This is a genomic window from Cupriavidus sp. FW305-27 (assembly GCF_058787995.1).
On sequence record NZ_JBYTAG010000035.1, the window covers coordinates 17,540 to 43,044 of the forward strand.

Annotated in this window: 25 protein-coding genes; 12 read left to right on the forward strand and 13 right to left on the reverse strand. The window is 67.7% G+C overall.

Going from position 1 to position 25,505, the window contains the following annotated elements; all coding sequences use genetic code 11:
* Nucleotide 1: 1 nt before the first annotated feature.
* Complete coding sequence (tkt, locus tag AC3WRI_RS17870) at nt 2-2,035, reverse strand: transketolase (RefSeq protein ID WP_011616013.1); 2,034 nt, start codon at nt 2,033-2,035, stop codon at nt 2-4.
* Between the two features lie 320 nt (nt 2,036-2,355).
* Between tkt and AC3WRI_RS17875 the strand changes: the two genes are divergently transcribed.
* Genes AC3WRI_RS17875 through AC3WRI_RS17885 form a run of 3 tightly spaced genes read left to right on the forward strand, consistent with a single transcriptional unit; the run spans nt 2,356 to nt 4,204 of the window.
* Nucleotides 2,356-2,784 (forward strand): VOC family protein, encoded by a 429-nt coding sequence (locus AC3WRI_RS17875; protein ID WP_010813207.1) that lies wholly within the window; start codon nt 2,356-2,358, stop codon nt 2,782-2,784.
* The gene (locus AC3WRI_RS17880; RefSeq protein WP_058698820.1) at nt 2,784-3,536 is read left to right on the forward strand and encodes a 16S rRNA (uracil(1498)-N(3))-methyltransferase; all 753 of its coding nucleotides are present in this window, start codon (nt 2,784-2,786) and stop codon (nt 3,534-3,536) included. The genes AC3WRI_RS17875 and AC3WRI_RS17880 overlap by 1 nt, the downstream gene beginning before the upstream one ends.
* Before the next feature lie 59 nt (nt 3,537-3,595).
* Entirely contained in the window at nt 3,596-4,204 is a 609-nt protein-coding gene (locus AC3WRI_RS17885) for a YidB family protein (RefSeq protein ID WP_011616015.1), read from the forward strand.
* A gap of 83 nt (nt 4,205-4,287) precedes the next feature.
* Here AC3WRI_RS17885 and AC3WRI_RS17890 read toward each other — a convergent pair whose 3' ends face one another.
* From AC3WRI_RS17890 to AC3WRI_RS17900, 3 genes are all read right to left on the reverse strand, one after another.
* Nucleotides 4,288-4,905 (reverse strand): barstar family protein, encoded by a 618-nt coding sequence (locus AC3WRI_RS17890; RefSeq protein WP_010813204.1) that lies wholly within the window; start codon nt 4,903-4,905, stop codon nt 4,288-4,290.
* Entirely contained in the window at nt 4,902-5,273 is a 372-nt protein-coding gene (locus AC3WRI_RS17895; RefSeq protein ID WP_011616017.1) for a guanyl-specific ribonuclease, read from the reverse strand. Before AC3WRI_RS17895 ends, AC3WRI_RS17890 begins: the two co-directional genes overlap by 4 nt.
* 377 nt (nt 5,274-5,650) lie before the next feature.
* Nucleotides 5,651-7,975 (reverse strand): NADP-dependent malic enzyme, encoded by a 2,325-nt coding sequence (locus tag AC3WRI_RS17900; protein WP_010813202.1) that lies wholly within the window; start codon nt 7,973-7,975, stop codon nt 5,651-5,653.
* Between the two features lie 399 nt (nt 7,976-8,374).
* Here AC3WRI_RS17900 and thiL point away from each other — a divergent pair, with 399 nt between their 5' ends.
* The 3 genes from thiL to AC3WRI_RS17915 all read left to right on the forward strand — a co-directional run bounded on the left by thiL (nt 8,375) and on the right by AC3WRI_RS17915 (nt 10,600).
* Nucleotides 8,375-9,355, forward strand: coding sequence for a thiamine-phosphate kinase (gene thiL / locus AC3WRI_RS17905; RefSeq protein ID WP_010813201.1), 981 nt, complete (start codon nt 8,375-8,377; stop codon nt 9,353-9,355).
* A 125-nt stretch (nt 9,356-9,480) separates the two neighbouring features.
* Entirely contained in the window at nt 9,481-10,047 is a 567-nt protein-coding gene (locus tag AC3WRI_RS17910; protein WP_010813200.1) for a phosphatidylglycerophosphatase A family protein, read from the forward strand.
* Nucleotides 10,048-10,102: 55 nt separating this feature from the next.
* A complete protein-coding gene (locus AC3WRI_RS17915; RefSeq protein ID WP_010813199.1) occupies nt 10,103-10,600 on the forward strand; it encodes a CinA family protein in 498 nt (165 codons plus the stop codon).
* A 77-nt stretch (nt 10,601-10,677) separates the two neighbouring features.
* Here the strand turns inward: AC3WRI_RS17915 and pyrF are convergent, their stop codons facing one another.
* Nucleotides 10,678-11,496 (reverse strand): orotidine-5'-phosphate decarboxylase, encoded by an 819-nt coding sequence (gene pyrF, locus AC3WRI_RS17920; protein WP_010813198.1) that lies wholly within the window; start codon nt 11,494-11,496, stop codon nt 10,678-10,680.
* A 186-nt stretch (nt 11,497-11,682) separates the two neighbouring features.
* On the opposite strand from pyrF, the gene AC3WRI_RS17925 reads away from it, so the two are divergent.
* Both AC3WRI_RS17925 and corA read left to right on the forward strand, forming a co-directional pair.
* Complete coding sequence (locus AC3WRI_RS17925) at nt 11,683-12,582, forward strand: DMT family transporter (protein ID WP_010813197.1); 900 nt, start codon at nt 11,683-11,685, stop codon at nt 12,580-12,582.
* 574 nt (nt 12,583-13,156) lie between these two features.
* Nucleotides 13,157-14,122 carry a magnesium/cobalt transporter CorA gene (gene corA / locus AC3WRI_RS17930; protein WP_010813196.1) on the forward strand — a complete coding sequence of 322 codons (966 nt, stop codon included), beginning with the start codon at nt 13,157-13,159 and terminating at the stop codon, nt 14,120-14,122.
* Nucleotides 14,123-14,183: 61 nt separating this feature from the next.
* Here the strand turns inward: corA and mtgA are convergent, their stop codons facing one another.
* From mtgA to mpl, 8 genes are all read right to left on the reverse strand, one after another.
* On the reverse strand, nt 14,184-14,897 hold the full coding sequence (gene mtgA / locus AC3WRI_RS17935) for a monofunctional biosynthetic peptidoglycan transglycosylase (RefSeq protein WP_037023622.1): 714 nt from the start codon (nt 14,895-14,897) through the stop codon (nt 14,184-14,186).
* Between the two features lie 74 nt (nt 14,898-14,971).
* Nucleotides 14,972-15,859 carry a shikimate dehydrogenase gene (aroE, locus tag AC3WRI_RS17940; protein ID WP_010813194.1) on the reverse strand — a complete coding sequence of 296 codons (888 nt, stop codon included), beginning with the start codon at nt 15,857-15,859 and terminating at the stop codon, nt 14,972-14,974.
* Nucleotides 15,859-16,791 (reverse strand): energy transducer TonB family protein, encoded by a 933-nt coding sequence (locus AC3WRI_RS17945; protein WP_010813193.1) that lies wholly within the window; start codon nt 16,789-16,791, stop codon nt 15,859-15,861. Before AC3WRI_RS17945 ends, aroE begins: the two co-directional genes overlap by 1 nt.
* Nucleotides 16,792-16,921: 130 nt before the next feature.
* Nucleotides 16,922-19,024 (reverse strand): ribonuclease catalytic domain-containing protein, encoded by a 2,103-nt coding sequence (locus AC3WRI_RS17950; RefSeq protein ID WP_010813192.1) that lies wholly within the window; start codon nt 19,022-19,024, stop codon nt 16,922-16,924.
* A gap of 252 nt (nt 19,025-19,276) precedes the next feature.
* A complete protein-coding gene (gene fabG, locus AC3WRI_RS17955) occupies nt 19,277-20,017 on the reverse strand; it encodes a 3-oxoacyl-ACP reductase FabG (protein WP_010813191.1) in 741 nt (246 codons plus the stop codon).
* Complete coding sequence (locus tag AC3WRI_RS17960; RefSeq protein ID WP_010813190.1) at nt 20,014-20,676, reverse strand: chorismate--pyruvate lyase family protein; 663 nt, start codon at nt 20,674-20,676, stop codon at nt 20,014-20,016. The genes fabG and AC3WRI_RS17960 overlap by 4 nt, the downstream gene beginning before the upstream one ends.
* On the reverse strand, nt 20,673-21,287 hold the full coding sequence (locus AC3WRI_RS17965) for a YqiA/YcfP family alpha/beta fold hydrolase (protein ID WP_011616022.1): 615 nt from the start codon (nt 21,285-21,287) through the stop codon (nt 20,673-20,675). The genes AC3WRI_RS17960 and AC3WRI_RS17965 overlap by 4 nt, the downstream gene beginning before the upstream one ends.
* 18 nt (nt 21,288-21,305) lie before the next feature.
* A complete protein-coding gene (gene mpl / locus AC3WRI_RS17970; protein ID WP_010813188.1) occupies nt 21,306-22,691 on the reverse strand; it encodes a UDP-N-acetylmuramate:L-alanyl-gamma-D-glutamyl-meso-diaminopimelate ligase in 1,386 nt (461 codons plus the stop codon).
* 202 nt (nt 22,692-22,893) lie between these two features.
* Here mpl and AC3WRI_RS17975 point away from each other — a divergent pair, with 202 nt between their 5' ends.
* The 4 genes from AC3WRI_RS17975 (at nt 22,894) to accB (ending at nt 25,498) form a co-directional block, all read left to right on the forward strand.
* Nucleotides 22,894-23,583: a UDP-N-acetylmuramate--alanine ligase gene (locus AC3WRI_RS17975; protein WP_439668247.1), complete on the forward strand. Its 690-nt coding sequence runs from the start codon at nt 22,894-22,896 to the stop codon at nt 23,581-23,583.
* Nucleotides 23,584-23,620: 37 nt separating this feature from the next.
* Complete coding sequence (locus tag AC3WRI_RS17980; RefSeq protein ID WP_010813186.1) at nt 23,621-24,169, forward strand: TlpA family protein disulfide reductase; 549 nt, start codon at nt 23,621-23,623, stop codon at nt 24,167-24,169.
* Nucleotides 24,170-24,365: 196 nt separating this feature from the next.
* Nucleotides 24,366-24,863: a type II 3-dehydroquinate dehydratase gene (aroQ, locus tag AC3WRI_RS17985; protein WP_011616025.1), complete on the forward strand. Its 498-nt coding sequence runs from the start codon at nt 24,366-24,368 to the stop codon at nt 24,861-24,863.
* 167 nt (nt 24,864-25,030) lie between these two features.
* Nucleotides 25,031-25,498: an acetyl-CoA carboxylase biotin carboxyl carrier protein gene (gene accB / locus AC3WRI_RS17990; protein WP_010813184.1), complete on the forward strand. Its 468-nt coding sequence runs from the start codon at nt 25,031-25,033 to the stop codon at nt 25,496-25,498.
* The last annotated feature ends 7 nt before the right edge of the window (nt 25,499-25,505 follow it).

Here is a 25,505-nt window from a genome sequence, read left to right on the forward strand (position 1 = left end):
CTTAGATAAGGGTGTCCTTTACCGTTCGGACAACGTTGTCGACGGTAAAGCCGAAGTGCTTGAACAGCACGCCGGCCGGGGCCGACTCACCGAAGGTGTCAATGCCCACCACCGCCTGGACCTGGTACTTCCACCAGAAGTCCGTCACGCCCGCCTCGACCGCCACGCGCGGCACGCCGGCCGGCAGCACGCTGGCCTTGTAGGCGGTGTCCTGCTTGTCGAACACGGTGGTCGCGGGAATCGACACCACGCGCACGTGCACGCCTTCGGCGGCCAGTGCATCGGCGGCGCCGACGGCCAGGCCGACTTCCGAGCCGGTAGCCAGAATCACGGCGTCCGGACGGTTGGTCTTCGGGTTCACGCTGTCGCGCAGCACGTAGCCGCCGCGCGCGATATTGGCGCGCGTGACGTCGTCGCGGCGCTGGAACGGCAGGTTCTGGCGGCTGAAGATCAGGCAGCTCGGGCCGTTCTCGCGGCGGATCGCCTCGGCCCAGGCCACGGCGGTCTCGGTGGTGTCGGCGGTGCGCCAGACATCCATGTTCGGGATCAGGCGCAGGCTGGCAACGTGCTCGATCGACTGGTGGGTCGGGCCGTCTTCGCCCAGGCCGATCGAGTCATGGGTGAACACGAACAGCGAGCGGATCTTCATCAGCGCCGCCATGCGCAGCGCATTGCGGCTGTAGTCCGAGAAGGTCAGGAAGGTGGCGCCGTAGGGGATGTAGCCGCCGTGCAGCGTGATGCCGTTCATGACGGCGCTCATGCCGAACTCGCGCACGCCGTAGTTGATATGGTTGCCCCAGGCATCCACGCGCACGGCCTGGCTGCCCGACCAGTTGGTCAGGTTCGAGCCGGTCAGGTCGGCCGAACCGCCGAGGAACTCGGGCAGCACCGGGCCGAAGGCCTCGATGGTGTTCTGGCTGGCCTTGCGGGTGGCGATGGTCTCGGCCTTTTCCTCGCACTTGGCGATAAAGGCCTCAACTGCGGCGTCGAACGAACCCGGCAGTTCGCCCTTCATGCGGCGGCGGAACTCTCCGGCCTCATACGGGTGGCGCTCTGCGTAGGCATCGAACAGCGCGTTCCAGGCACGCTCCAGCGCCTGGCCGTTGGCCTTGGCGTCCCAGGCGTCGTAAACCTCGGCCGGCACTTCGAACGGGGCGTGGGCCCAGCCCAGCGCCTCGCGCGTGGCCAGCACTTCGGCGCCGCCCAGCGGGGCGCCGTGCACGTCGTGGCCGCCTTCCTTGTTCGGGGCGCCCTTGCCGATCTTGGTGCGGCAGCAGATCAGGGTCGGCTTGTCGCTGGCCTTGGCCTGCGAGATCGCCATGTCGACGGCGGTCACGTCATGGCCGTCGATGCCGCGGATCACGTTCCAGCCGTAGGCCTCGAACCGCTTCGGGGTATCGTCATTGAACCAGTGCACCACGTCGCCGTCGATCGAGATGCCGTTGTCGTCCCACAGTGCGATCAGCTTGTTCAGCTTCAGCGTGCCGGCCAGCGAGCAGGCCTCGTGGCTGATGCCTTCCATCAGGCAGCCGTCGCCCAGGAACACATAGGTGTGGTGGTTGACGATGTCGTAGCCGGGGCGGTTGAATTCTTCACCCAGCAGGCGTTCGGCCAGCGCCATGCCGACTGCGTTGGTGATGCCCTGGCCGAGCGGGCCGGTGGTGGTTTCCACGCCCGGGGTGATGCCGTATTCCGGGTGGCCGGCGGTCTTGCTGTGCAGCTGGCGGAAATTCTTCAGCTCTTCCACCGGCAGTTCATAGCCGGTCAGGTGCAAGAGCGAATAGATCAGCATCGAGCCGTGGCCGTTGGACAGCACGAAGCGGTCGCGGTCGGCCCACTGGGGGTTGCCCGGGTTGTGCTTCAGGTGCCGGCCCCACAGCGCCACGGCGATGTCTGCCATGCCCATCGGTGCACCGGGGTGGCCGGAATTGGCCTGCTGGACGGCGTCCATGGCAAGCACGCGGATGGCGTCGGCCATCAGCTTGGCGGGCTGGGAAGCAAAAGGGCTTGTGGCGGGATGGGCAAGGGCGGACATGCGGGCGGTCTTGGACGTGAGCGGGCGTGAGCCTGACGGTGACGGCAGGAAAACCGCAATTTTAGCAGAAGCTAGGGGGTTTTCCGGACTCCCGGACAGCCCCCGCGGCGCAGTCCGCGCGATCACCGCAGGCCGCCTGGCACGGCCCCGCCCCCGGCACCGGAACTATCCGGCCCCTCACATGCCTGATGCTTCACCCCGACAGCGCCAGCTTCACCGCTGCGCCGCACTTCGACAGCGTAGCGCGGCACGCGTAAGATGCACTCTCGCACCGCGCGGCACGCCAGCCGCGCCGGGTTTCCCGCACTCAGGAGACGATCATGACCAGACCGGCCAACACCCCCTGGCTCACCCCCTACCTGACCGTCGCCAACGGGCGCGCCGCACTGGACTTCTACAGCCGCGCCTTCGGCTTCACCGCCGGCAACGTGGTCGACGAAAACGGCGTGCCGACCCACGCCGAGATGCACTACCAGGGCCAACTGGTGGTGATGTTCGCGCCCGAGGGCGCCTGGGGCAGCACCGCGCGCACGCCGCGCTCGCTGGGCGTCGAGTGCCCGCAGACCTTCTATGTCTATTGCGACGATGTCGACGCCATGCACCAGCGCGCGGTCGACGCCGGCGCGGTCAGCCTGATGGCGCCGGCCGACCAGTTCTGGGGCGACCGCTACTGCATGGTTGAAGATCCCGACGGCTACCGCTGGGGCTTCGGCAAGCCGCTGGAACAGGCAGCAGGCCAGGCAAGCTGATGGCACCACGCTTCTTCGTCGGCGGCACGGACACCGTCCTGGCCGCCGAATCCGATTTTCCGCTGCCTGAGCCGGTGGTGCGCCACGTGCAGGTGCTGCGCCTGGTGCCGGGCGACGCCATGACGCTGTTCGACGGCCGCGGCGGCAGCCACGCGGCCACGCTGGTCGAGCTGGGCAAGCGCCACGCGCTGGCGCGCATCGGCGCGCATGACGCGGCCGAAGCCGAGCCGCCCTTCCGTGTCACGCTGGCCCAGGGCCTGGCCGGCGGCGACAAGATGGACTGGCTGATCGAAAAGGCGGTCGAACTGGGCGTCACGGCAATCCAGCCGCTGCAGGCCAGCCGCTCGGTGGTGCGCCTGTCGGGCGAGCGCGCGCACAAGCGCCACGCGCACTGGCAGGCGCTGGTGCAGGCCGCCTGCGAGCAATGCGGCCGCAATCGCTTGCCGGAGGTTGCGCCGGTCGCTAACTTTGAGACATGGCTGGCGCAGTCCGCGGCTGGCGGTGCCAGGCTGCTGGTATCGCCGCGCGCCACGCATTCGCTGCCAGCGTTCATCGCCGAACAGCGCGAAAGCTTGCTGGCCGGCGGCGTTACGCTGCTGATCGGCCCCGAAGGCGGCCTGGCGCCCGACGAAGAGCAGGCGGCAAGACAGGCGGGTTTCACCGGCGTGTCGCTCGGCCCCCGCATCCTGCGCACTGAAACCGCCGGGCTGGCATGCCTGGCAACCCTTAACGCCTTGCTTGGCGGATTCTGACGGCGGCGGCCATCCGGTCATCGCGTCAACCTTGCAACCCTGACTGAAAGGAGTCGACCATGGGACTACTCGATAGCGTGCTGGGCGGTGTGCTCGGACAACTCGGCGGCGCGCGTGGCGAGGCAGGCAGTACCGGAGGGCTCGACCCCAAGCTGATGATGGCGCTTGGCCTGCTGGCAACGCTGGCCATGCGTAGCCGCGGACAAGCAGACGATGCGGCGCCTGTCGATGACGGCCTGGGCGGACTGGGCAGCCTCGGCGGGCTGCTGGGCGGCATGCTCGGCGGCGGCGGTGCCGGCGCAGCGCCCGGCGGCGCCACCGGCGGCCTGGACCTTGGCTCGCTGCTGGGCGGACTGCTTGGCGGCCAGGGTGGCGCCCCGGCCAACAGCCAGGCACTGGGCGCGGCCGCCGGCGGCATCGGCGCGCTGCAGCAGATCCTGGCGCAGGCCGGGCTGGGCGAACAGGTGAACTCGTGGATCGGCAGCGGCGCCAACCAGCCGGTCACGCCGTCGGCGCTGAGCAGCGCGCTGGGCGACACCGGCGCGCTCGAATCGCTGGCACAGACCACCGGCATGTCGCAGGATGACGTGGCCGCGCAACTGAGCGAAGGATTGCCGGAACTGATCGACCGCCTCACGCCGCATGGGCATCTGCCGGCGCAGGAATAGGACCAGCACCTCGCCGGAAAGCAAAAAGCCCGCAATTGCGGGCTTTTTGCTTGATTCGCCTTGCAAGGGCTCAGGCAGTGCTCTCAGGCGAACGAATAAAACACCCGGAACTGCACCTTGCGCTCGCCCCAGAACTCGGCGGCGTCGCGGAATACGTCGAGCAGCACCTCGCGCCCTTCCTTGTCGAACTTCTGCGCGATCGGCAAGCCTTCCAGCACGATCACAAAGCCCGGCTGCGGGCCTGCCTTGTAGATCATGTCGGTCAGGCAGTCAGCCAGCGCGTCGAAGTTCTTGCCGAAGTGCTTCGGGAAGGTGAACGACGTGGCGATGGTTTCCAGGACCTCAGCCTTGCTCGCGCAATGGGCGCAATTGGCATAGAGGAAATGCTGCCCGAGATCGGCGGCCGCCTGGGCCAGCTCAGGCACGCGGAAGGCGCGGATCGACTGGACGATGTTCGGACGCACCGTCTTGAACAGGTTCATGGCCCCCTCGCTGGTGCCGTCGTTCCAACCGGGACCGGCGGGCATGGCCACGGGCGCGGTCGCGGGCGGGAGTTTTTGCATGAGCTCCTGGCTCGGCATCATCAGCACGTTGTCGTATAGGTTCTGGGCCTGCTGCTGAGCCCGCTGCCAGCCATCTCCGGCGCCGCGCTCTTCGCGGGCGGCAAGGGCGTCGCCCAATCCGAAAATGTCAGTCATCATTTGAGTATCCGTTTGAAGCTGTTGTAGTGATCTTCCGTGTAGTAACAATCGTTGGCAGCGCGTTGTTCTCCGCCGCAGACGATCCGCTTGGCTCCCCGGTTCCGGCTCCTGGCGCTCTTGACCGTGTATTCGCGGTAATACCCGCGTTCACGTTGAGGCAGGATGCGTTCGTAGTTGCCGAATCTCGATCCGTCCTTGTCATACAGGAACGGGCCGCCGGCTTCGATGCGCTCCAGGGTCTGCCGTGCATCGTTGGGCAACTGCTGCACTGCAATGGTTCCCATCCCTTCGGTCTGCACCTGCCGCGCCAGCGTCGGCTGCGCCAGGGCCAGCACCAGCGCCGCGCCGGTCATGGACCGGGCCAGCATGCGCGATGCGTGCCGCATCAGAGAAACTTGGAAACCCACGTTGCTTGTCTTGGTTGAACCGGAAATCGAGCCTGCCGCTGGTTGGGTAGACGATCTGTCCGGGCCACCCTGGCCAGCGCCCTGCGCCACCCGTAGAGGAGCGCGATGGATGCCGGCCGCACCGGGGCGCTCATGGCGAGCGCCTGTATCAAAGGCGTAAGGTTACGCGCATGCACGCAATTAATCAATCCCGGCCCGGCGGCAGCGGTAATTCTTCAATTGTTTCAATATGTTAAGCGTATGTGTGCGCATACTAACCATGCACATATGGACGTAAAAAAAGCCGGGCGAACCCGGCTTTTCGTCACATTGGCCGGCTACCGGCCATACCAAGCGGTTTAGCGCTTGGCAGAGGCATCCACCACGACCAGCGAGGTCATGTTGACGATGCGGCGCACCGTGGCCGACGGCGTCAGGATGTGCACCGGCGCCTTCACGCCCAGCAGGATCGGCCCGATCGCGACGTTGTTGCCCGCGGCAACCTTGAGCAGGTTGTACGAGATATTGGCCGCGTCGATGTTCGGGCACACCAGCAGGTTGGCTTCGCCCTTGAGCGCGCCATCCGGCACCAGCTGGTCGCGCAGCTTCTGGTCGAGCGCGCTGTCGCCGTGCATTTCGCCGTCGATCTCCAGGTCCGGGGCGCGATCGCGCAGGATGGCGAGGGTTTCGCGCATCTTGCGGGCCGAAGGCGCTTCGGACGAACCGAAGTTCGAGTGCGACAGCAGCGCGACCTTGGGCTCGATGCCGAAGCGCTTCAGTTCCTCGGCGGCCATCAGCGTGATCTGGGCCAGCTCTTCGGCGCTCGGGTCGACGTTGACGTGCGTATCCACCAGGAAGATCTGGCGGCCCGGCAGCACCAGGCCATTCATCGCCGCGTAGACCTTGTTGGTGCCGCCCAGCACCTGGTCGATATAGCGCAGGTGCGCCGCGGTGTTGCTGACGGTGCCGCAGATCATGCCGTCGGCCTCGCCCTTGCTCACCAGCATCGCGCCGATCAGCGTGGTGCGGCGGCGCATTTCCAGCTTGGCGTACTCGGGCGTGATGCCCTCGCGCGCCATCATGCGGTAATAGGCGTCGGAATAGTCGCGGAAACGCTCATCGTGCTCGGGGTTGACCACGGTGAAGTCCACTCCGGCGCGCAGGCGCAGGCCGAAGCGCTCGATGCGGTGCTGCAGCACGGCCGGGCGGCCGATCAGGATCGGGTTGGCCAGCTTTTCGTCGACGATCACCTGCACCGCGCGCAGCACGCGCTCTTGCTCGCCTTCGGCGAAGACGATGCGCTTCTTATCCATCTCGACCTTGCGCGCGGCGGCGTAGATCGGCTTCATCAGCGTGCCCGAGTGGTACACGAACTGCTGCAGCTGCAGGCGGTAGGCGTCCATGTCCTCGATCGGACGGGCGGCCACGCCAGACTTCATCGCGGCCTCGGCCACGGCCGGCGCCACCTTGACGATCAGGCGCGGGTCGAACGGCTTCGGAATCAGGTACTCGGGGCCGAACGACAGGTCCTGGATGCCATAGGCGGTGGCGACGATGTCGCTCTGCTCCTGGCGCGCCAGTTCGGCCAGGGCATTGGCCGCGGCGATTTCCATCTCGCGCGTGATGGTGGTGGCGCCGCAATCCAGCGCCCCGCGGAAGATGAACGGGAAGCACAGGACGTTGTTGACCTGGTTCGGGTAGTCGGTGCGTCCGGTGGCCATCACGGCGTCGGGGCGCACTTCCTTGACCAGCTCCGGCGCGATTTCCGGGTTGGGGTTGGCCAGTGCCAGCACCAGCGGCTTGTCGGCCATGCGCTGGACCATGTCCTGCTTGAGCACGCCCGCGGCGGACAGGCCCAGGAAGATGTCGGCACCGTCGATCACTTCGGCCAGCTTGCGCTTGTCGGTCTTTTGCGAGAAGCGCGCTTTTTCCGGGTCCATCAGCTCGGTACGACCCTCATAGACCACGCCGGCCAGGTCCGTCACCCAGATGTTCTCGATCGGCAGGCCGATGTCGACCAGCAGGTCCAGGCAGGCCAGCGCGGCCGCGCCGGCGCCCGAGGCCACCAGCTTGACCTTCTTGATGTCCTTGCCGACCACCTTCAGGCCGTTGATGATGGCCGCGGACACCACGATGGCGGTGCCGTGCTGGTCATCGTGGAAGACGGGGATCTTCATCTTCTCGCGCAGCTTGCGCTCGACGTAGAAGCACTCCGGTGCCTTGATGTCTTCGAGGTTGATGCCGCCGAAGGTGGGCTCCAGCGCGGCGATGATCTGGACCAGCTTTTCCGGGTCCTTCTCATCGACTTCGATATCGAACACGTCGATACCGGCAAACTTCTTGAACAGGCCAGCCTTGCCTTCCATCACCGGCTTGGAGGCCGCGGCGCCAATGTCGCCCAGGCCCAGCACGGCGGTGCCGTTGGTGATCACCGCGACCAGGTTGCCGCGGGCGGTGTAGCGGAAGGAATTGGCCGGATCGGAAACGATCTCTTCACAAGCGGCGGCCACGCCCGGCGAATAGGCCAGGGCCAGGTCGCGCTGGTTCGACAGCGGCTTGGTCGGCGTGACCGAGATCTTGCCGGGGGTGGGAAACTCGTGGTACTCGAGCGCCGCTTTGCGCAGCGCCTCACGCTGCTGCTGTTTCAGATCGTCTTGGGACGGGGACTGCTGAGGGCTGGTCATCGGCGCATCTTCCAATCGGTGGAGCCGTCATTGACGAGGCGGGGGACGATCGGCGGACCGGCTCCACGTGCCCGCCCTTCTCTTCCTTTGGAACCCAGCATTTTATATAGTGAAATACTATTTCACAATAAGCCTTTTACTTGGGGCACCTTTGCGATTCGGTACAATATGCCCCATCCCCCCGGGCAATACCAGCAAGCGTAGCGCCTGCCGGCAGAAGCGGCGTACCGCGCGATGGTCATGGCTGTCGTGCGCGGCAGTATCTTGCTGAAATGCCGGACGCGCCCCATCCTGACGCGCTGCGCACGCGCCGCGGGATTGCCCCGGATCGCCATTCATCTTCGCGCAACGCGCAGCCCCCGATCCGTCCCACCCGGCGGGCGAATCTTCCTGACGACGATGTCCCACGCCCAGCCAGCCCCGCTTTCCGAGTTCGACCTGATCCGCCGCTTTTTCACGCGGCCGGTGCGCAAGGCCGCGCTCGGCGTGGGCGATGACTGCGCGCTGATCGAGGGCCGCCCCGGCCACCACCTGGCCATCAGCACCGACATGCTGGTGAGCGGCCGGCATTTCTTCCCGGACGTGGCGCCGCGCTCACTCGGCCACAAGGCCTTGGCCGTGAACCTGTCCGACCTGGCCGCCATGGGCGCCGAGCCGCGCGCCTTCACCCTGGCACTGGCCCTGCCCGAGGCCGACCCCGCCTGGCTGGCCGAACTGGCCGACGGCATGCTGGCGCTGGCCGACGCCCACGGCTGCGAACTGGTCGGCGGCGACACCACGCGCGGCCCGCTGACGCTTTCGCTGACGGTATTCGGCGACGTGCCGCTGCGTGCCGCGCTGCGCCGCGACGCCGCCCGGCCCGGCGACGATATCTGGATTTCCGGCACGCTTGGCGACGCCCGCCTGGCGCTGGGCGACTGCCGCGGCGAATGGCTGCTGCCTGAGCCCGAGTTCAGCCAGGTGCGCCCGCGCATGGACACGCCCACACCGCGCGTGGCGCTGGGCATGGCTCTGCGCGGCGTGGCGCATGCCGCACTCGACATTTCCGACGGCCTGGTCGGCGACCTCGGCCATATCCTGGAACGCTCGCAGGTCGGCGCGCTGGTCGACGTCGATGCGCTGCCGCGCTCGGCAGTGCTGGCCAGCCAGCCCGATGCCATCCAGCGCGAATGCGTGCTGGCCGGCGGCGACGACTACGAATTGTGCTTCACCGCGCCCGCCGGCAGCCGCGACGCCATTGCGGCGATTAGCGAACGCCTGGCGCTGCCGCTCGCACGTGTCGGCGCGATCACGCCCGAGCCCGGCCTGCGGCTGGTCGACAGTACCGGCAACCCGACCCGGTACCAAGGCGCCAGCTTCGACCACTTCGCTGCCCCCTGACACCGGGTCGCGGGCATGTCATGATGCCGGCATCGGCGCGCTGCGCGGGCACGGGAGTCCCGCAAGCATGGCAGCGCAAGCCGGCCATAACCATAAGCAGTATCTGCACACACGAGCCAATTTTGATGTCCACCTTGCCTCCCGGGGCCGCGCCGCGCGACCCCGCCCTGACCCTGGAAGCCGGCCAGACCGTCAAGGTCACGCGCCCGAGCGCGCGCTTCATGCTGGCCCATCCGGCCCACCTGATCGCCTTCGGCTTCGGCTCGGGCCTGTCGCCCGTTGCGCCGGGCACGGTCGGCACGCTCTACGCGTGGCTGTCCTTCGTAGTGATTTCGCTGTGGATCGAGCCCACCACCTGGCTGTGGATCATCGCCGGCGGCTTCCTGGTCGGCCTGTGGGCGTGCGCGCGCACCGCGCGCGACATGGGCGTGCACGACCATGGCAGCATGGTCTGGGACGAGATCGTCGCCTTCTGGCTGGTACTGGCCTTTGTCATGCCGACCGGCTTCTGGGGGCAGTTCGCCGCCTTCCTGTGGTTCCGGCTGTTCGATATCACCAAGCCGGCGCCGATCGGCCACTATGACCGCACGCTCAAGGGCCCGGGCCTGCGCGGCGGCTTTGGCGTGATGTTCGACGACATCTTCGCGGCCTTCTACACGCTGCTGGTGTTTGCGCTGTGGCGCTCGTTCTGAGCCCGTATCGCCAGCCATTGCAAGCTGATTCCCCTCAAAACTACCTGTATCCACCATGTCTGTCAGCCGCCTGCTCGACCAGCTCGCCATCCAGGCCGGCGTCGCCCTTGCCGACAAATCCCTGATGCTGGCCACTGCCGAATCCTGCACCGGCGGGCTGGTGGCTGCCGCCATTACCGATGTATCCGGCTCGTCCGGCTGGTTCGAGCGCGGCTTCGTCACCTATTCCAATGAGGCCAAGTCCACCATGCTGGGCGTGCCGGCCAAGCTGATCCGCGACCACGGCGCGGTCAGCGAGGAAGTGGCGCGCGCCATGGCCGAAGGCGCGCTGCTGAACAGCCGCGCCCAGGTGGCGCTGTCGATCACCGGCGTGGCCGGGCCCAACGGCGGCACCCCGGAAAAGCCGGTGGGCATGGTCTGCTTCGGCTGGAGCAACCGCATCACCACCCATACCGAGACCCAGCGCTTTCGCGGCGACCGCGGCCAGATCCGCCGGCAGGCGGCCGAGCATGCCATGCGGGGACTGCTGGAGCTGATCCGGAACGAGGCCTGAGGCCGGCGCCCGGCAACCTCCGCCCAATAAAAAACCGCGCCGTTTCTGGCGCGGTTTTTTATTGTCTACGCCCGGTTTCAGCCGTGGCGATAGCGATTGATGGTCTCCCGCGTCTGCAGCGCGACATTGCGCGCCGCCGCCGCAAAATCCTTCTCGCGGCTGGCGTAGAGGATGGCGCGCGACGAGTTGATCATCATGCCGGTGCCGTCCGCGGTGCGCCCCGCCTTGACCGTGGCCTCGATGTCGCCACCCTGGGCGCCGATGCCCGGGATCAGCAGCGGCATGTCGCCGACGATCTGGCGCACCCGCGCGATCTCGTTGGGGAAGGTTGCGCCGACCACCAGGCCCATCTGGCCGGTGGTGTTCCAGCGCTCGCGCGCGGCCTCGGCCACCAGCTGGTACAGCGGCTTGCCGTCAACCTGCAGGAACTGCACGTCCGAGCCGCCCGGGTTGGAGGTGCGGCACAACACGATCACGCCGCGGTCCGGATAGGCCAGGTACGGCTGCATCGAATCGAAGCCCATGTACGGGCTGACCGTGACCGCGTCGGCATGGTAGCGCTCGAAGGCCTCCAGCGCGTAGTGCTCGGCGGTCGAGCCGATGTCGCCGCGCTTGGCGTCCAGGATCACCGGGATACCGGGGTGGGCGTCGTGGATATAGTGGATCAGCTGCTCGAGCTGGTCTTCGGCGCGCTGCGAGTGGAAGTACGCAATCTGCGGCTTGAAGGCGCAGACCAGGTCGGCGGTGGCGTCAACGATCTCGCGGCAGAACGAAAAGATGGCGCCGCCCGCCCCGGTCAGGGACAGCGGCAGCTTCTGCGGGTCAGGATCGAGCCCGACGCACAGGAGGGAATCGTTGCGCTGCCAGGCGGCAGCAAGCTGCTCGGTGAAAGTCATGGGTACTCGGAATATCCTGGTGGCGCCGGCGCCCCATTGGCCCGGCCGGCGCGGTTGGCCACAGCGGCGTGAAAACCTTTCATCCCTGCAGCATATGTCGCTTCCGGCAATTTTACCCGCTACGTGCTATGGTTTTGCGCTTCCTCTCAAAACAAAGCGCGGCATGACGCACAGCCGCGTCCCGTCATGTCTCTCGATCGCCGCGGTATCTTCCTGCTTGTCGTGCTCACCCTTGCCTGGGGCATCAACTGGCCCATCATGAAGGTAGGCGTAGCGCACTTTCCGGCACTGGGCTTCCGCCTGCTGTGCATGGCGGGCGGGCTGGTGGCGCTGGGGCTGGCGTTGCGGCTGCGCGGCGATTCCCTGGCCGTGCCGCGGCGCGAATGGGGCACGGTGGTCCGCCTGGCCATTCCCAACATGGTGGTCTGGCACCTGTTTGCGATCTGCGCGGTCAAGATGCTGTCCTCGGGCCGGGCCGCCATCCTGGGCTACACCATGCCGATCTGGGCAGTGGTCTGGGGCCTGGTGTTCTTCCGCGAGCGCATCGGCGCCTGGGCCTGGCTGGGCATCGGCTGCGCGCTGGCCGGCACGGTGCTGCTGCTTTCCGGCGAGCTCGCCGCGCTGACCGGCAGCCCGGCCGGCACGCTGCTGATGCTGCTGGCCGCGGCCGGCTGGGGCTTCGGCACCCAATTGATAAAACGCACCCCGACCGACGTGCCCATCGGCGCCATGACGTTCTGGATGCTGGCCGTGACCCTGCCCTTCCTGGCGGTCGGCTCGCTGCTGCTGGAAGACGGCTGGCGCATGCCCACCGCCGTCGAATGGGGCGCCATCGCCTACAACGCGGTGGTGGTCTTCGCCTTCTGCCACCTGGTCTGGTTCGGGCTGGCGCGCAGCCTGCCGCCGGTGGTGTCGAGCCTGTCGATCATGTTCATTCCGGTGGTCGGCGTGTTCTCGGGCATGTGGATGCTGGGCGAGCAGCCGCACTGGCAGGACTACGCCGCGATCGTGCTGATGTTCCTGGCGCTGTCCTCGGTGATGCTGGCGCCGCTGCTGTGGCGCCGGTTGCAGGGCGCGCCGGGCTGATCGCCGGGTGGGCGCGCCGCCGGTCGTGAGCGGGCAACAGCGGGCCGCGTGCGCGGAGATTTCACTTAACAAGCCACCCTACGTTGGGCTACACTCGCGGCCATCACAATCCCGGAGAAATTACGTGGGCAGTAGCATCGGGTGTTCGAGTTGCCGCAGCAGCGCTGCGACCTCTGCGAATGCCATGTCACTGCGGGCTGCGTAACGACGACCCGCCCGGAGCACCCGGCTCCGCGCCTCGTCGGCCTCGCCCGCAGCAGAACACTGCGGGCGAGTGTCTTTCCGTGCCACCGGCGGCGCCATCCATGCGCGCCGCATCGCGTGCGGATCTTCCCTCTCCCGGCTAGCCAGCCAACCCAGGCAAACGCCATCGCCTTGTACCGCCGTGCCGAACGGCAGCCGCGGTACAGCGCGATCACGCTTGCCCGTGGCCCGGCCCTGGCAGGGCGCCTTCCGGCGTCTCGCCAGGCCATGCAGGGCATGACGGACTACCTGGGAATGCGGCGAGCCGCCTGCGCTTGTCTTCGCGCTTGTCTTTGTTTTTCGTCGCAATCAGCAATAAGGAATCCCGGGGATGATCAACCTGTTCGTCCTGCAGAAAGGCCGGCTTGCCCAGGAGCAGGTCGACGAGCGCAATGAGCTGCTGCAGCACAAGCCGATCTGGATCGATGTCGTCAATCCCGACGACGAGGAACTGAACTGGATCAAGGAAGCCTATGGCGTCGCCCTTCCCGAACTGGAAGACCTGGGCGACCTGGAAGCGTCCGCGCGATATTTCGAGGGCGAGGACGAGAATATCCATATCCGCACCGACTTCCTGCTGGACGAGGAAGAGGCCTTGTCGCGCAACGTGCGCGTGGCTTTCGTGCTGACGCGCGACGTGCTGTTCTCCATCCACGACGAAGACCTGCCGGTGTTCCGGCTGGTGCGGCTGCGCGCACGCATGCGCCCGGGCTCGGTGCGCAATGCCAAGGACGTGCTGATGGACCTGTACGCGACCGACGCCGAGTATTCCGCCGACTCGATCGAGGAAATCTACGAGCGGCTCGAAGAAGCGAGCCGCCGCGTGCTGGCCGAGAACGTGACCGATGCCGCCGCGGCCGACGTGCTGGAAACCATCGCCCGCGAGGAAGACTTGAACGGGCGCATCCGCCGCAACGTGATGGACACGCGCCGTGCGGTGTCCTTCCTGATGCGCAGCCAGCTGCTGTCGGCCGAGCAGCAGGACGAGGCCCGCCAGATCCTGCGCGACATCGACTCGATCGAGAACCACACCGCGTTCCTGTTCGACAAGATCAACTTCCTGATGGACGCGACCGTCGGTTTCATCAACATCAACCAGAACAAGATCATCAAACTGTTCTCGGTGGTGTCGGTGGCGCTGATGCCGCCCACGCTGATCGCCAGCATCTACGGCATGAACTTCAAGTTCATGCCGGAGCTGGACTGGGGCGCGGGCTATCCGTGGGCGATTGCGCTGATGGCGGTGTCGGCGGCGATTCCGCTGGTGTATTTCCGCAGGAAGGGGTGGCTGAGCTGAGGCGCTGAATCTGCCGCTGCCTTGCTCCCCTCTCCCACAAGTGGGAGAGGGGAGCAAGCCCTCAGTCGGGCAGCGTGGCTGCCCCCATCCGCCGCGCGATGATCCCCGCCTTGGCGCGGAAATTCACGCGCACGTTGGCGCAGTATTCCTTCTTGTCGAAGCACTTGGGCGCCGGCAGCGCCGCGGCCAGGCGCGCGGACTGGCCCACGCTGAGCTTGTCGGCGCTGGTGCGGAAGTAGTGCTGCGCCGCGGCCTGCGCGCCGAACACGCCCTCGCCCCACTCCACCGAATTCAGGTAGATCTCGTAGATGCGCTGCTTGTCCAGCCAGAACTCGAGCATCCACGTGATGGCCAGCTCCTGGCCCTTGCGCAGGTAGTGCTGCTCGGACGACAGGAACAGGTTCTTGGCCAGCTGCTGCGTGATGGTGGAACCGCCGCGCACGATGCGCCCGCGCTTCTTGTTGCGCTCCCAGGCATCGAGCATGGCATCCAGCTCATAGCCCGGATGGTTGACGAAGTCGGCGTCCTCGCTGGCGATCACCGCGCGCTTGAGGTTGCGCGAGATGCGGTCGTACGGCACCCATTGCCGGTCGATGCCGCAGTTCCAGACGTTGATGCCGCACAGGCGCCAGCGCTCGGCGCGCATGAACGTGGTCGTCGTAGGATTGATGTATTGCCAGCTTGCGATCTGCATGAAGAAGTACAGCTGCATCGCCACCACGCCCGCCGCCACGCAGCCCAGCAGGTAGCCGAGCCAGCGGACCGGGTTGAACACCGTGCGTGCGGGGGCTACGCCGCGGCTGGCGCTGGCTGCGCGGTTGCGGTTGGCCACGGCTGGCGGCGCCCCGGTCAGCCCTTGCGTTCGGCCTGCAGCGCGGCGCGCAGCTCGGCCAGCACAGGGGCGGTGCGGGGGCGCACGCCGCGCCAGATGTAGAACGCTTCAGCCGCCTGTTCGACCAGCATGCCCAGGCCGTCGCTGGTGCGCGCGCCACAGCGCGCGGCGAACTGCAGGAACACCGTGGGCTCGGCGCCGTACATCATGTCGTAGGCCAGCACGCCTTCGCCCAGCAGGAACTCGGGTACCGGCGGCACTTCGCCATGCAGGCTGCTGGACGACGCGTTGATGACCACGTCGACGGCTTCGTCCTCGGACAGCCCGTCGAGCGCATCGAGCCCGCCGCCCCACAGCTCCACGCCGTACTGGTCGGCGGCTTCGACAAACTCTTCCAGCATGTCGCTCGCGCGCGACGCGGTGCGGTTGGCCACCACGATGCGCGACGGCCGGCATTCGATCAGCGGCAGCATCGCGCCCATGGCGGCGCCGCCGGCGCCCAGCAGCAGCACGCGCTTGCCTTCGATCAGCGTGTCGAGGTTGTCCTGGATATCGCGCACCAGGCCGATGCCGTCGGTGTTGTCGCCGTGGATCAGGCCCTCTTCGATCCACAGCGTGTTGACCGCGCCGGCGGCCTCGGCGCGCTCGGTCAGGCGGTCGGCCAGGTCATAGGCCTCCAGCTTGAACGGCACCGTCACGTTGCAGCCGTAGCCGCCCTCGGCAAAGAACTGGCGCACGGCATCGGCAAACCCGTCCAGCGGCGCCTCCAGGCGGTCGTACTGCACGGCTTCGCCGGTCTGGCGCGCAAAGGCGGCGTGGATCGCCGGCGAACGGCTGTGCGCAACCGGGTTGCCGATCACCACATAGCGGTCGGAAGTGGCTTGGGAAGAATCAGTGGATGTCATCAGCGTGCCTGCAAGCGGGTTTCCAGCCCGCTGCGCGAAAACTTGAAAGTGGAAATGACTTCGAGGATGTCCTGGCGCGACGCCATCTCGGCGGTAAAGGGGCCGAACGGCGCGGCCGCGCGCACGATCGCCACGGCCTGGCGGTCCAGCGCGGGATCGCCCGAGCTCTTGACCACGTCGATGGCATCGACGTTGTAGCCGTCGCGGTTGTAGCCGAGCTTGCCGAGCCGGTTGACGTTGATCACCAGGATCAGCTGGCCGTACAGCGGCTTGCCGTTGCGTTGCGGGAAGTCAGTGGTGCCGCGCGCCTCGATCTTGTGGCGCAGGCGGTCGTAGTACTGCGCGTAGTCGACCGCCTGGGCACTGGTGGCGGTCAGCTGGAAGCGCTTGGGTCGCTTGGCATAGTGGTCCAGGTTGCGGCCGATCTCGGCCTCCAGCCTGGCCATCTCGTCGGTCGAGGTGCGCTCGTCCTGGCCGCGCTGCGGGGTGTCCTGGCGCTTCTCGCCGGGCTTGAGCGGCTGGTTGCGCACCGACGGCGCGGCCTCGCGCGACTGGGTCAGCAGGCGTTGCTGCTCCTGTTCCAGCTGCTCGACGCGGCGCTGCACCTGGCGCACCAGGTCGCCTTCCTGCGTCTGGGTCTGCGCGGGCAGCGGCGTGGTGGCGCGCTGCAGGTCATGGTCGCCGCCGCCGTCCAGGTTGGCTTGCGCCAGCGCGGTCGGGTTGCGCGGCTTCTGCGCCGACTTGGCATTGACCAGCACCACGTCCAGCGCGGCATCGCTGCGCTTGATCTCGAACACCTCGGGCGCGGCCACCCGCACCATCAGCAGCAGCACGTGCACGGCCACGGAAATGGCCAGCGCCTTGGCCAGCGTACTGCTGTTGTGCCACCTGGCATGCCACCAGTGGCGGGGAGCGGCGAGTGTGGCGTTCACGATGGATGGAGGGTGGCTGAAGGGTGGGCGGCGGCCCGAACCGGTCCGGGCCGGCGGCCTGGCAAGACCGGGGCCGCGGACCCCGGATCAGACAGGCATTGTAAGTGAGCGCCGCCGATTTCCGAAGGCTTCAGCCGACCGCCGGGGTGCCGGTGTCGCGCTCGCCCGACGCCGCGCCGGCATCGTCGTCGCCCGCTTCGGCCGGGGCTTCGTCCGAGACCCCGGCGGCCTGCTCGGCCGCTTCCTCGGCGGCCGCGTCGGCAGCGGCTTCGGCGGACAGCTCCGCGGCTTCCTCGTCGCTTTCCAGCTCTTCCTCGGGCACTTCGCCTTCACCGGCGAAGATCTCCAGCACCCGGCACGACACTTCCAGCGTGATCTCGTCGGTCTCGCCGATCTCCAGCAGCACCTGCGTGCCGCGCTGCGCCTGCACCAGTTCGGGCACGCGCGTGACCAGCGGGATCTCGGTAAAGCGCACCGCGCCTTCCTTGAGCACCGAGGCCACCATGCGCTCGCGCTTTTCCTGCTTGAGCCAGCGCAGGCACCAGTAGCGCTCCATGGTCGACTGGTGGTCGGCGTAGGCGGCGTAAGTGCCTTCGAAGTCCGCCACCGCGGCCAGCAGGTCGGCGTCCTTGGGCTTGAACGGCGCCACCAGCTTGGCGGTCACGCCGTGCTGGGCCACCGCCAGGATCTGCCACTGGTTGACCAGGTCGACATAGCGGCGCAGCGGCGAGGTGCTCCAAGCGTACTGCGCCACGCCCAGGCCCTCGTGCGGTGCCGGGTAGGTCTGCATGCGGGTGCGGTGCATGCCCCACGCCTTCTGCGTGCGGTAGATGCCCGGCACGCCGTTGTCGGCCAGCAGCTTGCCCCAGGTGCTGTTGGCCAGGATCATCAGCTCGGCAACGATCTTGTCCAGCGGCGAGCCGCGCTTGCGCTGTTCGATGCGCACGCGCTGGCTGCCGTCGGCCTGGTCGTCCAGGTAGAAATTGAAGTCGGCGCGGTTGTGGGTCTCGGGGCGCAGGCCGCTGGCCAGGCGCGCCTTCTGGCGCTCGTCGTACAGGTAGCCGGCAAAGTGCCACAGCTGCGTCAGCGCGTCGCGGAACGGGTAGTCGCCGGTGCCCGCGGCAAGCGCAGCCTCGGTGATGACATCGTCGAGCAGGTTGTGGCGCAGGTTGGCGGCGATCGGCACCATCTCGGCGCGGGTCTCGCTGCCGGTGATCAGCCACACGGTCGGGTCCACCGTCACATACAGCGACAGCGCCGGGCACGTGCGCCCTTCCTGCAGCGTGTAGCGCTCCACCACGGCGTCGGGCAGCATGGTGATCTTGTCGCCCGGGAAATAGACCGTGGACAGCCGCTGGCGCGCGACCGCATCGAGCGGTTCGCTGCGGCGGATGCCCAGCGCGGGCGCGGCGATATGGATGCCGATGCGCAGCTTGCCGTCGGGCAGCCTGGTCACGGACAGCGCATCGTCGATCTCGGTGGTGGTGACGTCGTCGATCGAGAATGCCTCCACGTCGGCCACCGGCAGGTCGGCGGGCGGCTCGGGCACGTCGGTTTCCGGAAAGCCCGTGCCCTTGGGGAAGCACTCGGCCAGGAACTTGGCCTCATGCAGCGCGCGCGCACTGGCGACGCCGCCGGCGGCCACCATCAGCCGCATCGGGGTCATGCCCAGCGCGGTGCAGGCGGCGTCCATGGCCTTGTATTCCAGGCTGTTCTTGTCCGGCTTGAACAGCAGCTGCAGCACCTTGTTGCGGAAGGTCTCAGGCAGCGTCAGCGCCTTGAGCTGCTCTTCGTACTCGGCCTGCACCAGCGCCTGCTGGCGCTTGCGCTCGAGCGCGGCCAGCGCCGCCTTGAGCTGGTCTTCGGGCGCGCGCTGGTAGCGGCCGCGCCCCTTGCGGCGGAAGTACACCGGGTTGCCGTGCAGCGCCATCGCCAGCGCCGCCTGCTGCACCGGGCCGGGCTCGGCGCCGTAGTACTCGGCGGCCAGCTCGGTGAAGCCGAATTCAGCCTCGGGCGCGCATTCCCACAGGAAGTCCAGGTCGATCTCGGCCATCATGTCGCCGGTCTGGCGCACCAGCTCGATTGCCGACGGCTGCGCGAACTGCAGCAGCACGTCGCGCGACTTGACCTTGGTACGCTTGCCGGCTGGCAGCTCCACCTGGTAAGCCTCGCCCTGCTGGTTCAGCACGGTGCCGGCGCGGATTTCGCCGCCTTCTTCGAACAGCAACTGCATCGATCGGTACTTTCAGAAATGCGCGGAACCGCGTCTGGCCGCCAAGAGGCAGCGCCGGGGCGGGTCCTGTGGGAGAAATGGTGCAACCGGGCGCAAATGCGTGCGAACGGAAGCGAGTGCGGCGCGCGGCGTGCAAATCGCTGGCCGCGGGCCACGCCGTATCGATACGGCCTGAGACGTGGAATGATACCGCACCCCGCTCCGGCGCCTGCGGGGGCCGGCGCCCCGGCGGGGTGCGTGCACCCACGCAGTTCAGAGCGACATGCCGCCGCTGGCCTCGATCGCCACGCCGTTGACGTAGCTGGCGTCGTCGCTGGCCAGGAAGGCGTAGATGCTGGCGATCTCGGCCGGCTCGGCCAGGCGGCGCAGCCAGCACGACGATTTCATGCCGTCCAGCACCTTTTCCGGCACGGTCTGCAGGATCTCGGTATTGACGAAGCCCGGGCACACCGCGTTCACGCGCACGCCCTTGGGGCCCAGCTCGCGCGCCCAGGTCTTGGTAAAGCCGATCACGCCGAACTTGCTGGCGGCGTAGTTGGTCTGGCCGAAGTTGCCGTACAGGCCGACCACGCTGGAAGCGTTCAGGATCACGCCCTTGCCCTGCTCGCTCATCAGGCCGGCCACGGCCTGCGCGCAGTTGAACACGCCCTTCAGGTTGACGTCGATGACGGCATCGAACTGGGCCTCGGTCATCTTGCCCAGGCGTGCATCCTTGGTGATGCCGGCGTTATTGACGAGGATGTCGACGCGTTCGTGCGCGGCCAGCACGGCGGCCACCATGGCATCGACTTCGTCGCGCCGGGTCACGTCGACGCGGTAGGCCGACACGGTGGCGCCGGTGGCGGCCAGCTTGTCGGCGGCCTCGCGCACGCGCGCTTCCTGCACGTCGCACAGGACGACAATGGCGCCGTCGGCGGCAAAGCGCTGCGCGGTGGCAAACCCGATGCCGGCGGCGGCACCGGTGATGATGGCAACCCGACCCTGCAGTTTCATCTCGTGGTCTCTTTCTTGGTTTCGGTAGTGTGTGTAGAGGGGCTTCGGTCTGTAGTCCGCAAATACCTGGGATGCGGAATCGCCTCGGTCCCCGGGGATGGCCGCGACAGCAGGTCCGGCAGGAACACTTCTGTCACGAGCATGACGCCGTCGCCGCGCCGGAACACCGAGCGCCGCGCCGGCAGCATGGGCAGTGGCGCCATGGCCGGCAGCACACGCTGCAAGGCCTGGCGCAGCGGATGGTGCGGCAGCAGCCGCGCAAACTGGAACGGCTCGCGCGCCACCGCCGGGTCGACAAACAGCCGGCCGCCCAGCGGGCGCTCGCCCAGCCCGCGCAGGAACGGCCAGTCGCGGCGCGCATGGCGCTGGCGCACCACAGTATGGGCAAATATGGCGGGAATATCGTCGCAGATCAGCAGCACCTCGCGCGTCAGCGCGGGGGTGCGGTCGTGCTGGCCCAGCACCTGCCATTCATCGGCGAGCGGGCGCTGCGGGCGCTGCAGCAGGCGCGCCACGCGAAAGCGCTCCGATGCTGCCACCAGGCGCGCGGTCAGCGAGCCGTCGTCACCGGTCACCCAGCGCCGCAGGTTGGGCGTGATGGCTGCATCAAAGGCCAGGTGCGGGCTCCAGCTGCAGCGGCGCGCGGACTGCGCGCTCATGCCGGGCCTGTGCCCGCCGGCACCTTGCCGCCGGGGCCATAGCCGCAGAAGGCGAGCACATCGTCGACGTAGTCGGCAAATTCGCTGATGCCGTGGTCGCTGCCCTCGATCACGCGGATGTTTGCGCCCGGGCAGGCCGCGACCATCTCACGGTAGTCCAGCACTTCGTCCCCGGTGGCGGCGAGCAGGTAATAGCGTCCGGGATCGGTAATGGTGTCCACGCGCAGGTCCAGCAATTCCTGCAGATGGCGGCGCTCGACCGTGACCGAGCCGCCGCCGTGCCACAGCGGCTGCTCGCCCAGGTACGCTTCCAGGTCGGTCCAGGGATGGATGGCCGGATTGAGCAGCACGGTCCTGCAGCCATGGCGCTCGCCCAGCCAGCGGGCATAGAAGCCACCCAGCGACGAGCCGACGATGGCGATCTCCTGGTCGCCGCCGGCCTGCGCGGCGCGGATCGCGGCCTGCGCCTGGGCAATGGCCATTTCGGGCGAGACATTGAGCGTGGGGCAGGCGTAGTAGCGGCCCACGCCCCACTCGCGCATGCGCTCCTGCACCAGCCGGGCCTTGAACGACTGGGGCGAGGAGCGGAATCCGTGCAGGTACAGCAGCATGGTGGTCCTTCCCGCCGGTCAGCTTGCGGCGCCCTGGCCCAGGGCGTCCAGCAGCTTCTGGTGCACGCCGCCGAAGCCGCCGTTGCTCATCACCAGCACGTGGTCGCCCGGCTGCGCCGCGGCACGCACGGCCTGCACCAGCGTGCCCAGGTCCTGGAAGGCGGCGGCCTTGTCGCCCAGCGGCGCCAGCGATCCGGCCAGGTCCCAGCCCAGCGCGTCCTTGCCGGCCGGAGCGCCGTAGCCGAACACCAGGTCGGCCTGCTCCAGGCTGGCCGGCAGTTGCGCCTTCATCACGCCCAGCTTCATGGTGTTGGAGCGCGGCTCCAGCACCGCCAGGATGCGGGCATCGCCGACGCGGCGGCGCAGCCCGTCCAGCGTGGTCTGGATCGCGGTCGGATGGTGGGCGAAATCGTCATAGACAGTCACGCCGCCCGCCACGCCGCGCACTTCCATGCGGCGCTTGACGTTGGCAAAGCGGGACAGCGATTCGATCGCCTGCGCGGCCGGCACGCCCACATGGCGCGCGGCGGCGATCGCGGCCAGCGCATTCATGCGGTTGTGGGTGCCCTGCAGGTCCCACACCACGGTGCCCTGGACGGCATCGCCAAACCAGACGTCGAAAGCATCCTTGCCGGGCGCCGCAGTGGCGGCGGCATCGCTCTCGCGCCAGTCGCCCACGCCAAACTGCTCGACTTCGCTCCAGCAGCCGCGCTCCAGCACGCGTGCCAGGCTTTCCTCCACGCCGTTGACGACGATCCGGCCCTGGCCGGGCACGGTGCGCACCAGGTGGTGGAACTGGGTCTCGATCGCCGCCAGATCCGGGAAGATGTCGGCGTGATCGTATTCCAGGTTGTTCAGGATCGCGGTGCGCGGGCGGTAGTGGACAAACTTGCTGCGCTTGTCGAAGAAGGCGGTGTCGTACTCGTCGGCCTCGATCACGAAAAAGTCCGATTCGGTCACGCGCGCCGAGATGCCGAAGTTCTGCGGCACCCCGCCCACCAGGAAGCCGGGGTTGTAGCCGGCATCCTCCAGGATCCAGGCCAGCATCGACGTGGTGGTGGTCTTGCCATGCGTGCCGGCCACCGCCAGCACCCACTTGCGCGCCAGCACGTGCTCGCCCAGCCATTGCGGACCCGACACATAGGGCAGGTTGCGGTCGAGGATGGCCTCCATCAGCGGATTGCCGCGCGAGACCACGTTGCCGATCACGAACAGGTCCGGCTCCAGCGACAGTTGCGCGGGGTCGAAGCCTTCGATCAGCTCGATCCCCTGGGCCTCGAGCTGGGTGCTCATCGGCGGGTAGACATTGGCATCGCAGCCGGTGACGCGGTGGCCGGCCTCTTTGGCCAGCACCGCCAGGCCGCCCATGAAGGTGCCGCAGATGCCAAGGATATGAATATGCATGGGTTCCCGGAAAGACTTGAAGCCCGCAGGCGTGGGGATTCGGCACCCGGCGTGGCGCGGCGGCACGGCGGCTGTTTCAGGCCGTGTCTTGCGGTGCGGTGGCCGGGCAGGAAGCCTCCGATTGTACCCGAGCGCCCGCGGCCTTCGCTGCACTGCGGCAGCGCGCGCACCGGTTGCGCGGGAGCGTCCGGTATCATGGGGCATGACCCGACGCACCACCCCCGACCCCACCCGCCTGCGCGAGGAAATCGCCCAGGCTGCCGCCCGGATGATCGCCGAGGACGGTGCCGACTACGCCACCGCCAAGCGCAAGGCCGCCCGCCAGGTGCTGGGCGAGCAGCGCGTGCCCGGCGAATGGCTGCCCGACAACGAACAGGTCGAAGCCGAAGTGCGCGCCTACCAGGCGCTGTTCCACGCCGACAGCCAGCCCCGCGTGCTGGCACTGCTGCGCCGGCTGGCGGTGCTGGCCATGGAAGACCTGGCGCCGTTCCGGCCTTACCTGGTCGGCGCCGTGCTCAACGGCACCGCCACCGAGCACTCCGATATCTATCTGCAGTGCTTCTGCGACAGCGCCAAGGACGCGGCACTGTACCTGATCAACGCCGGCGTGGACTTCGAGACCAGCGAGAGCCGGCATTTCGGCGGCCGCGGCGAGGTCGAGACCCTCAGCTTCCTGTGGAAGGGCCAGTGGCCCGACCGCCGCGAGGCGCGGCTCCTCGCCGGCGAGGTGCGCGCGGAACTGGGTGCCCCAGTCGGCATTCATATTGCACTGTATGATGCCGTCGACGAACGCGGCGCCGTGCGTGCCGACGCCTCGGGGCGCCCGGCCCGCGCCGACCTGCAGGCGGTACGGGCGCTGGTGGACGCGCCCGGCGATGCCGACCCGGCCTGACGGCCCGCCCCCCACTTCACTGGTCCAAGCCATCCCCATGACTGAAACCGTTTCCTCGCCCGCCCGCCGCTCCCGCCTCTGGCTGTGGATCGCCGTGGCCGTGGTCGCCTGCGCCGCTGGCGCACTGGCCGGCCATTTCGTGTTCTCGCCCAAGCCCGCCAGCGACCAGGCGGTGGAAACCTTCTTCCAGACACGCCTGCCCGACGCCGCCGGCGCCGACCTGGACCTGGGCAAGCTGCGCGGCAAGACCGTGGTGATCAACTTCTGGGCGCCCTGGTGCGGGCCGTGTGTCGAGGAAATGCCGGAGCTGACCGCGCTGCATGAGGAATACAAGGACCGCCAGGTGGAGTTTGTCGGCATCGGCATCGATTCAGCCGCCAATATCCAGCAGTTCACCACCAAGGTCCCGGTGGCCTACCCGCTCGCCGTGGCCGGTTTTGCCGGCACCGAGCTGTCGCGCAACTTCGGCAACAGCGCCGGCGGCCTGCCCTACACGGTGGTGATCAACCCGGACGGATCGGTCAAGTACCGCAAGATGGGACGGGTGACGGCCGAGGAACTGCGGGCCGTGCTGCCACGAGCCTGAGCTATTCTTCCGCCAAATTCGCTGAATTTCGTTTTTCTTCAGCGATTTGTTTCGCCGGGGCGCCAAAACTGCCGGAAAGTGCTTAAAGGGCCGCCAAAGCGCCGCGCAAGGTCGCCAAGCCTTGTATCGCGCGCTAGACAAATCCCTCTAAGCTACGGTAATCTCCGCGCAATTTCGTTGATCTGGTCGAGCCGCCGTGACTGCAACCCGCTCTATCCGTCGCTCAGCCCGCTACCGCAAGGTGCTGGTCCTGCATGGGCCGAACCTGAACCTGCTGGGCACGCGCGAGCCGGAAACCTACGGGCACACGACGCTTGCCGACATCGACGCGGCCCTGGCCGAACGCGCGGCAAAAGCCGGCGTTTCGCTGGATACGTTCCAGTCCAACCATGAGGGGGCACTGGTCGACCGCATCCACGCCGCACGCGCGGAAGGGGTCGAGTTCATCATCATCAACCCGGCTGCCTACACGCATACCAGCGTGGCACTGCGCGATGCCCTGGCCGGCGTGGCGATCCCGTTCGTCGAGGTGCACCTGTCCAACGTGCACCGGCGCGAAAGCTTTCGCCACCACTCCTATTTCTCCGACGTGGCGGTCGGAGTGATCTGCGGGCTTGGCTGGCAGGGTTACCTGCTGGCGCTGGACTATGTGCTGGGCCAGGAGCAGCCGCCACCCGAGAGTTCGGGGAGCTGAACTCCCAAGATTTTTTCAACAACCTGCGCGCGCCGCCCGGTGGCCTGCGCCCGTTGGCGTGCCTCGGCACGGCGGGCGCGGATTTCCGGTGGCCGGCAACACGATTCTTCCGCCGCGGCCCGTCCCGGGCAGCGCGGCCGGATAACCCGATTCAGGAGGATAAAAAGATGGACCTGCGCAAGCTGAAGACGCTTATCGACCTGGTGGCCGAATCCGGCATCTCCGAGCTGGAAGTCACCGAAGGCGACGGCAAGGTACGCATCGTCAAGCAACCGCCGCAAATCGTCGCCGCGCCGATGGCCATGCCGCAGATGCAGGCGCTGCCGCCCGCCGCGGCCGCCGCACCGGCCGCCGGTGCCGTGGCTCCGGCTGCAGAGCCCGCCGCCGCCCAGCTGCCCGCCGGCCACGTGGTGACCTCGCCGATGGTGGGCACGTTCTACCGCGCGCCGTCGCCGGGTGCCGCGCCGTTCGTCAACGTCGGCGACTCGGTCAAGGAAGGCCAGACCGTCTGCATCATCGAAGCCATGAAGCTGCTCAACGAAATCGAGTGCGACAAGGCCGGCGTCATCAAGGAAATCCTGGTCGAGAACGGCCAGGCCGTCGAATACGGCCAGCCGCTGTTCGTGATCGGCTGATCCTGAC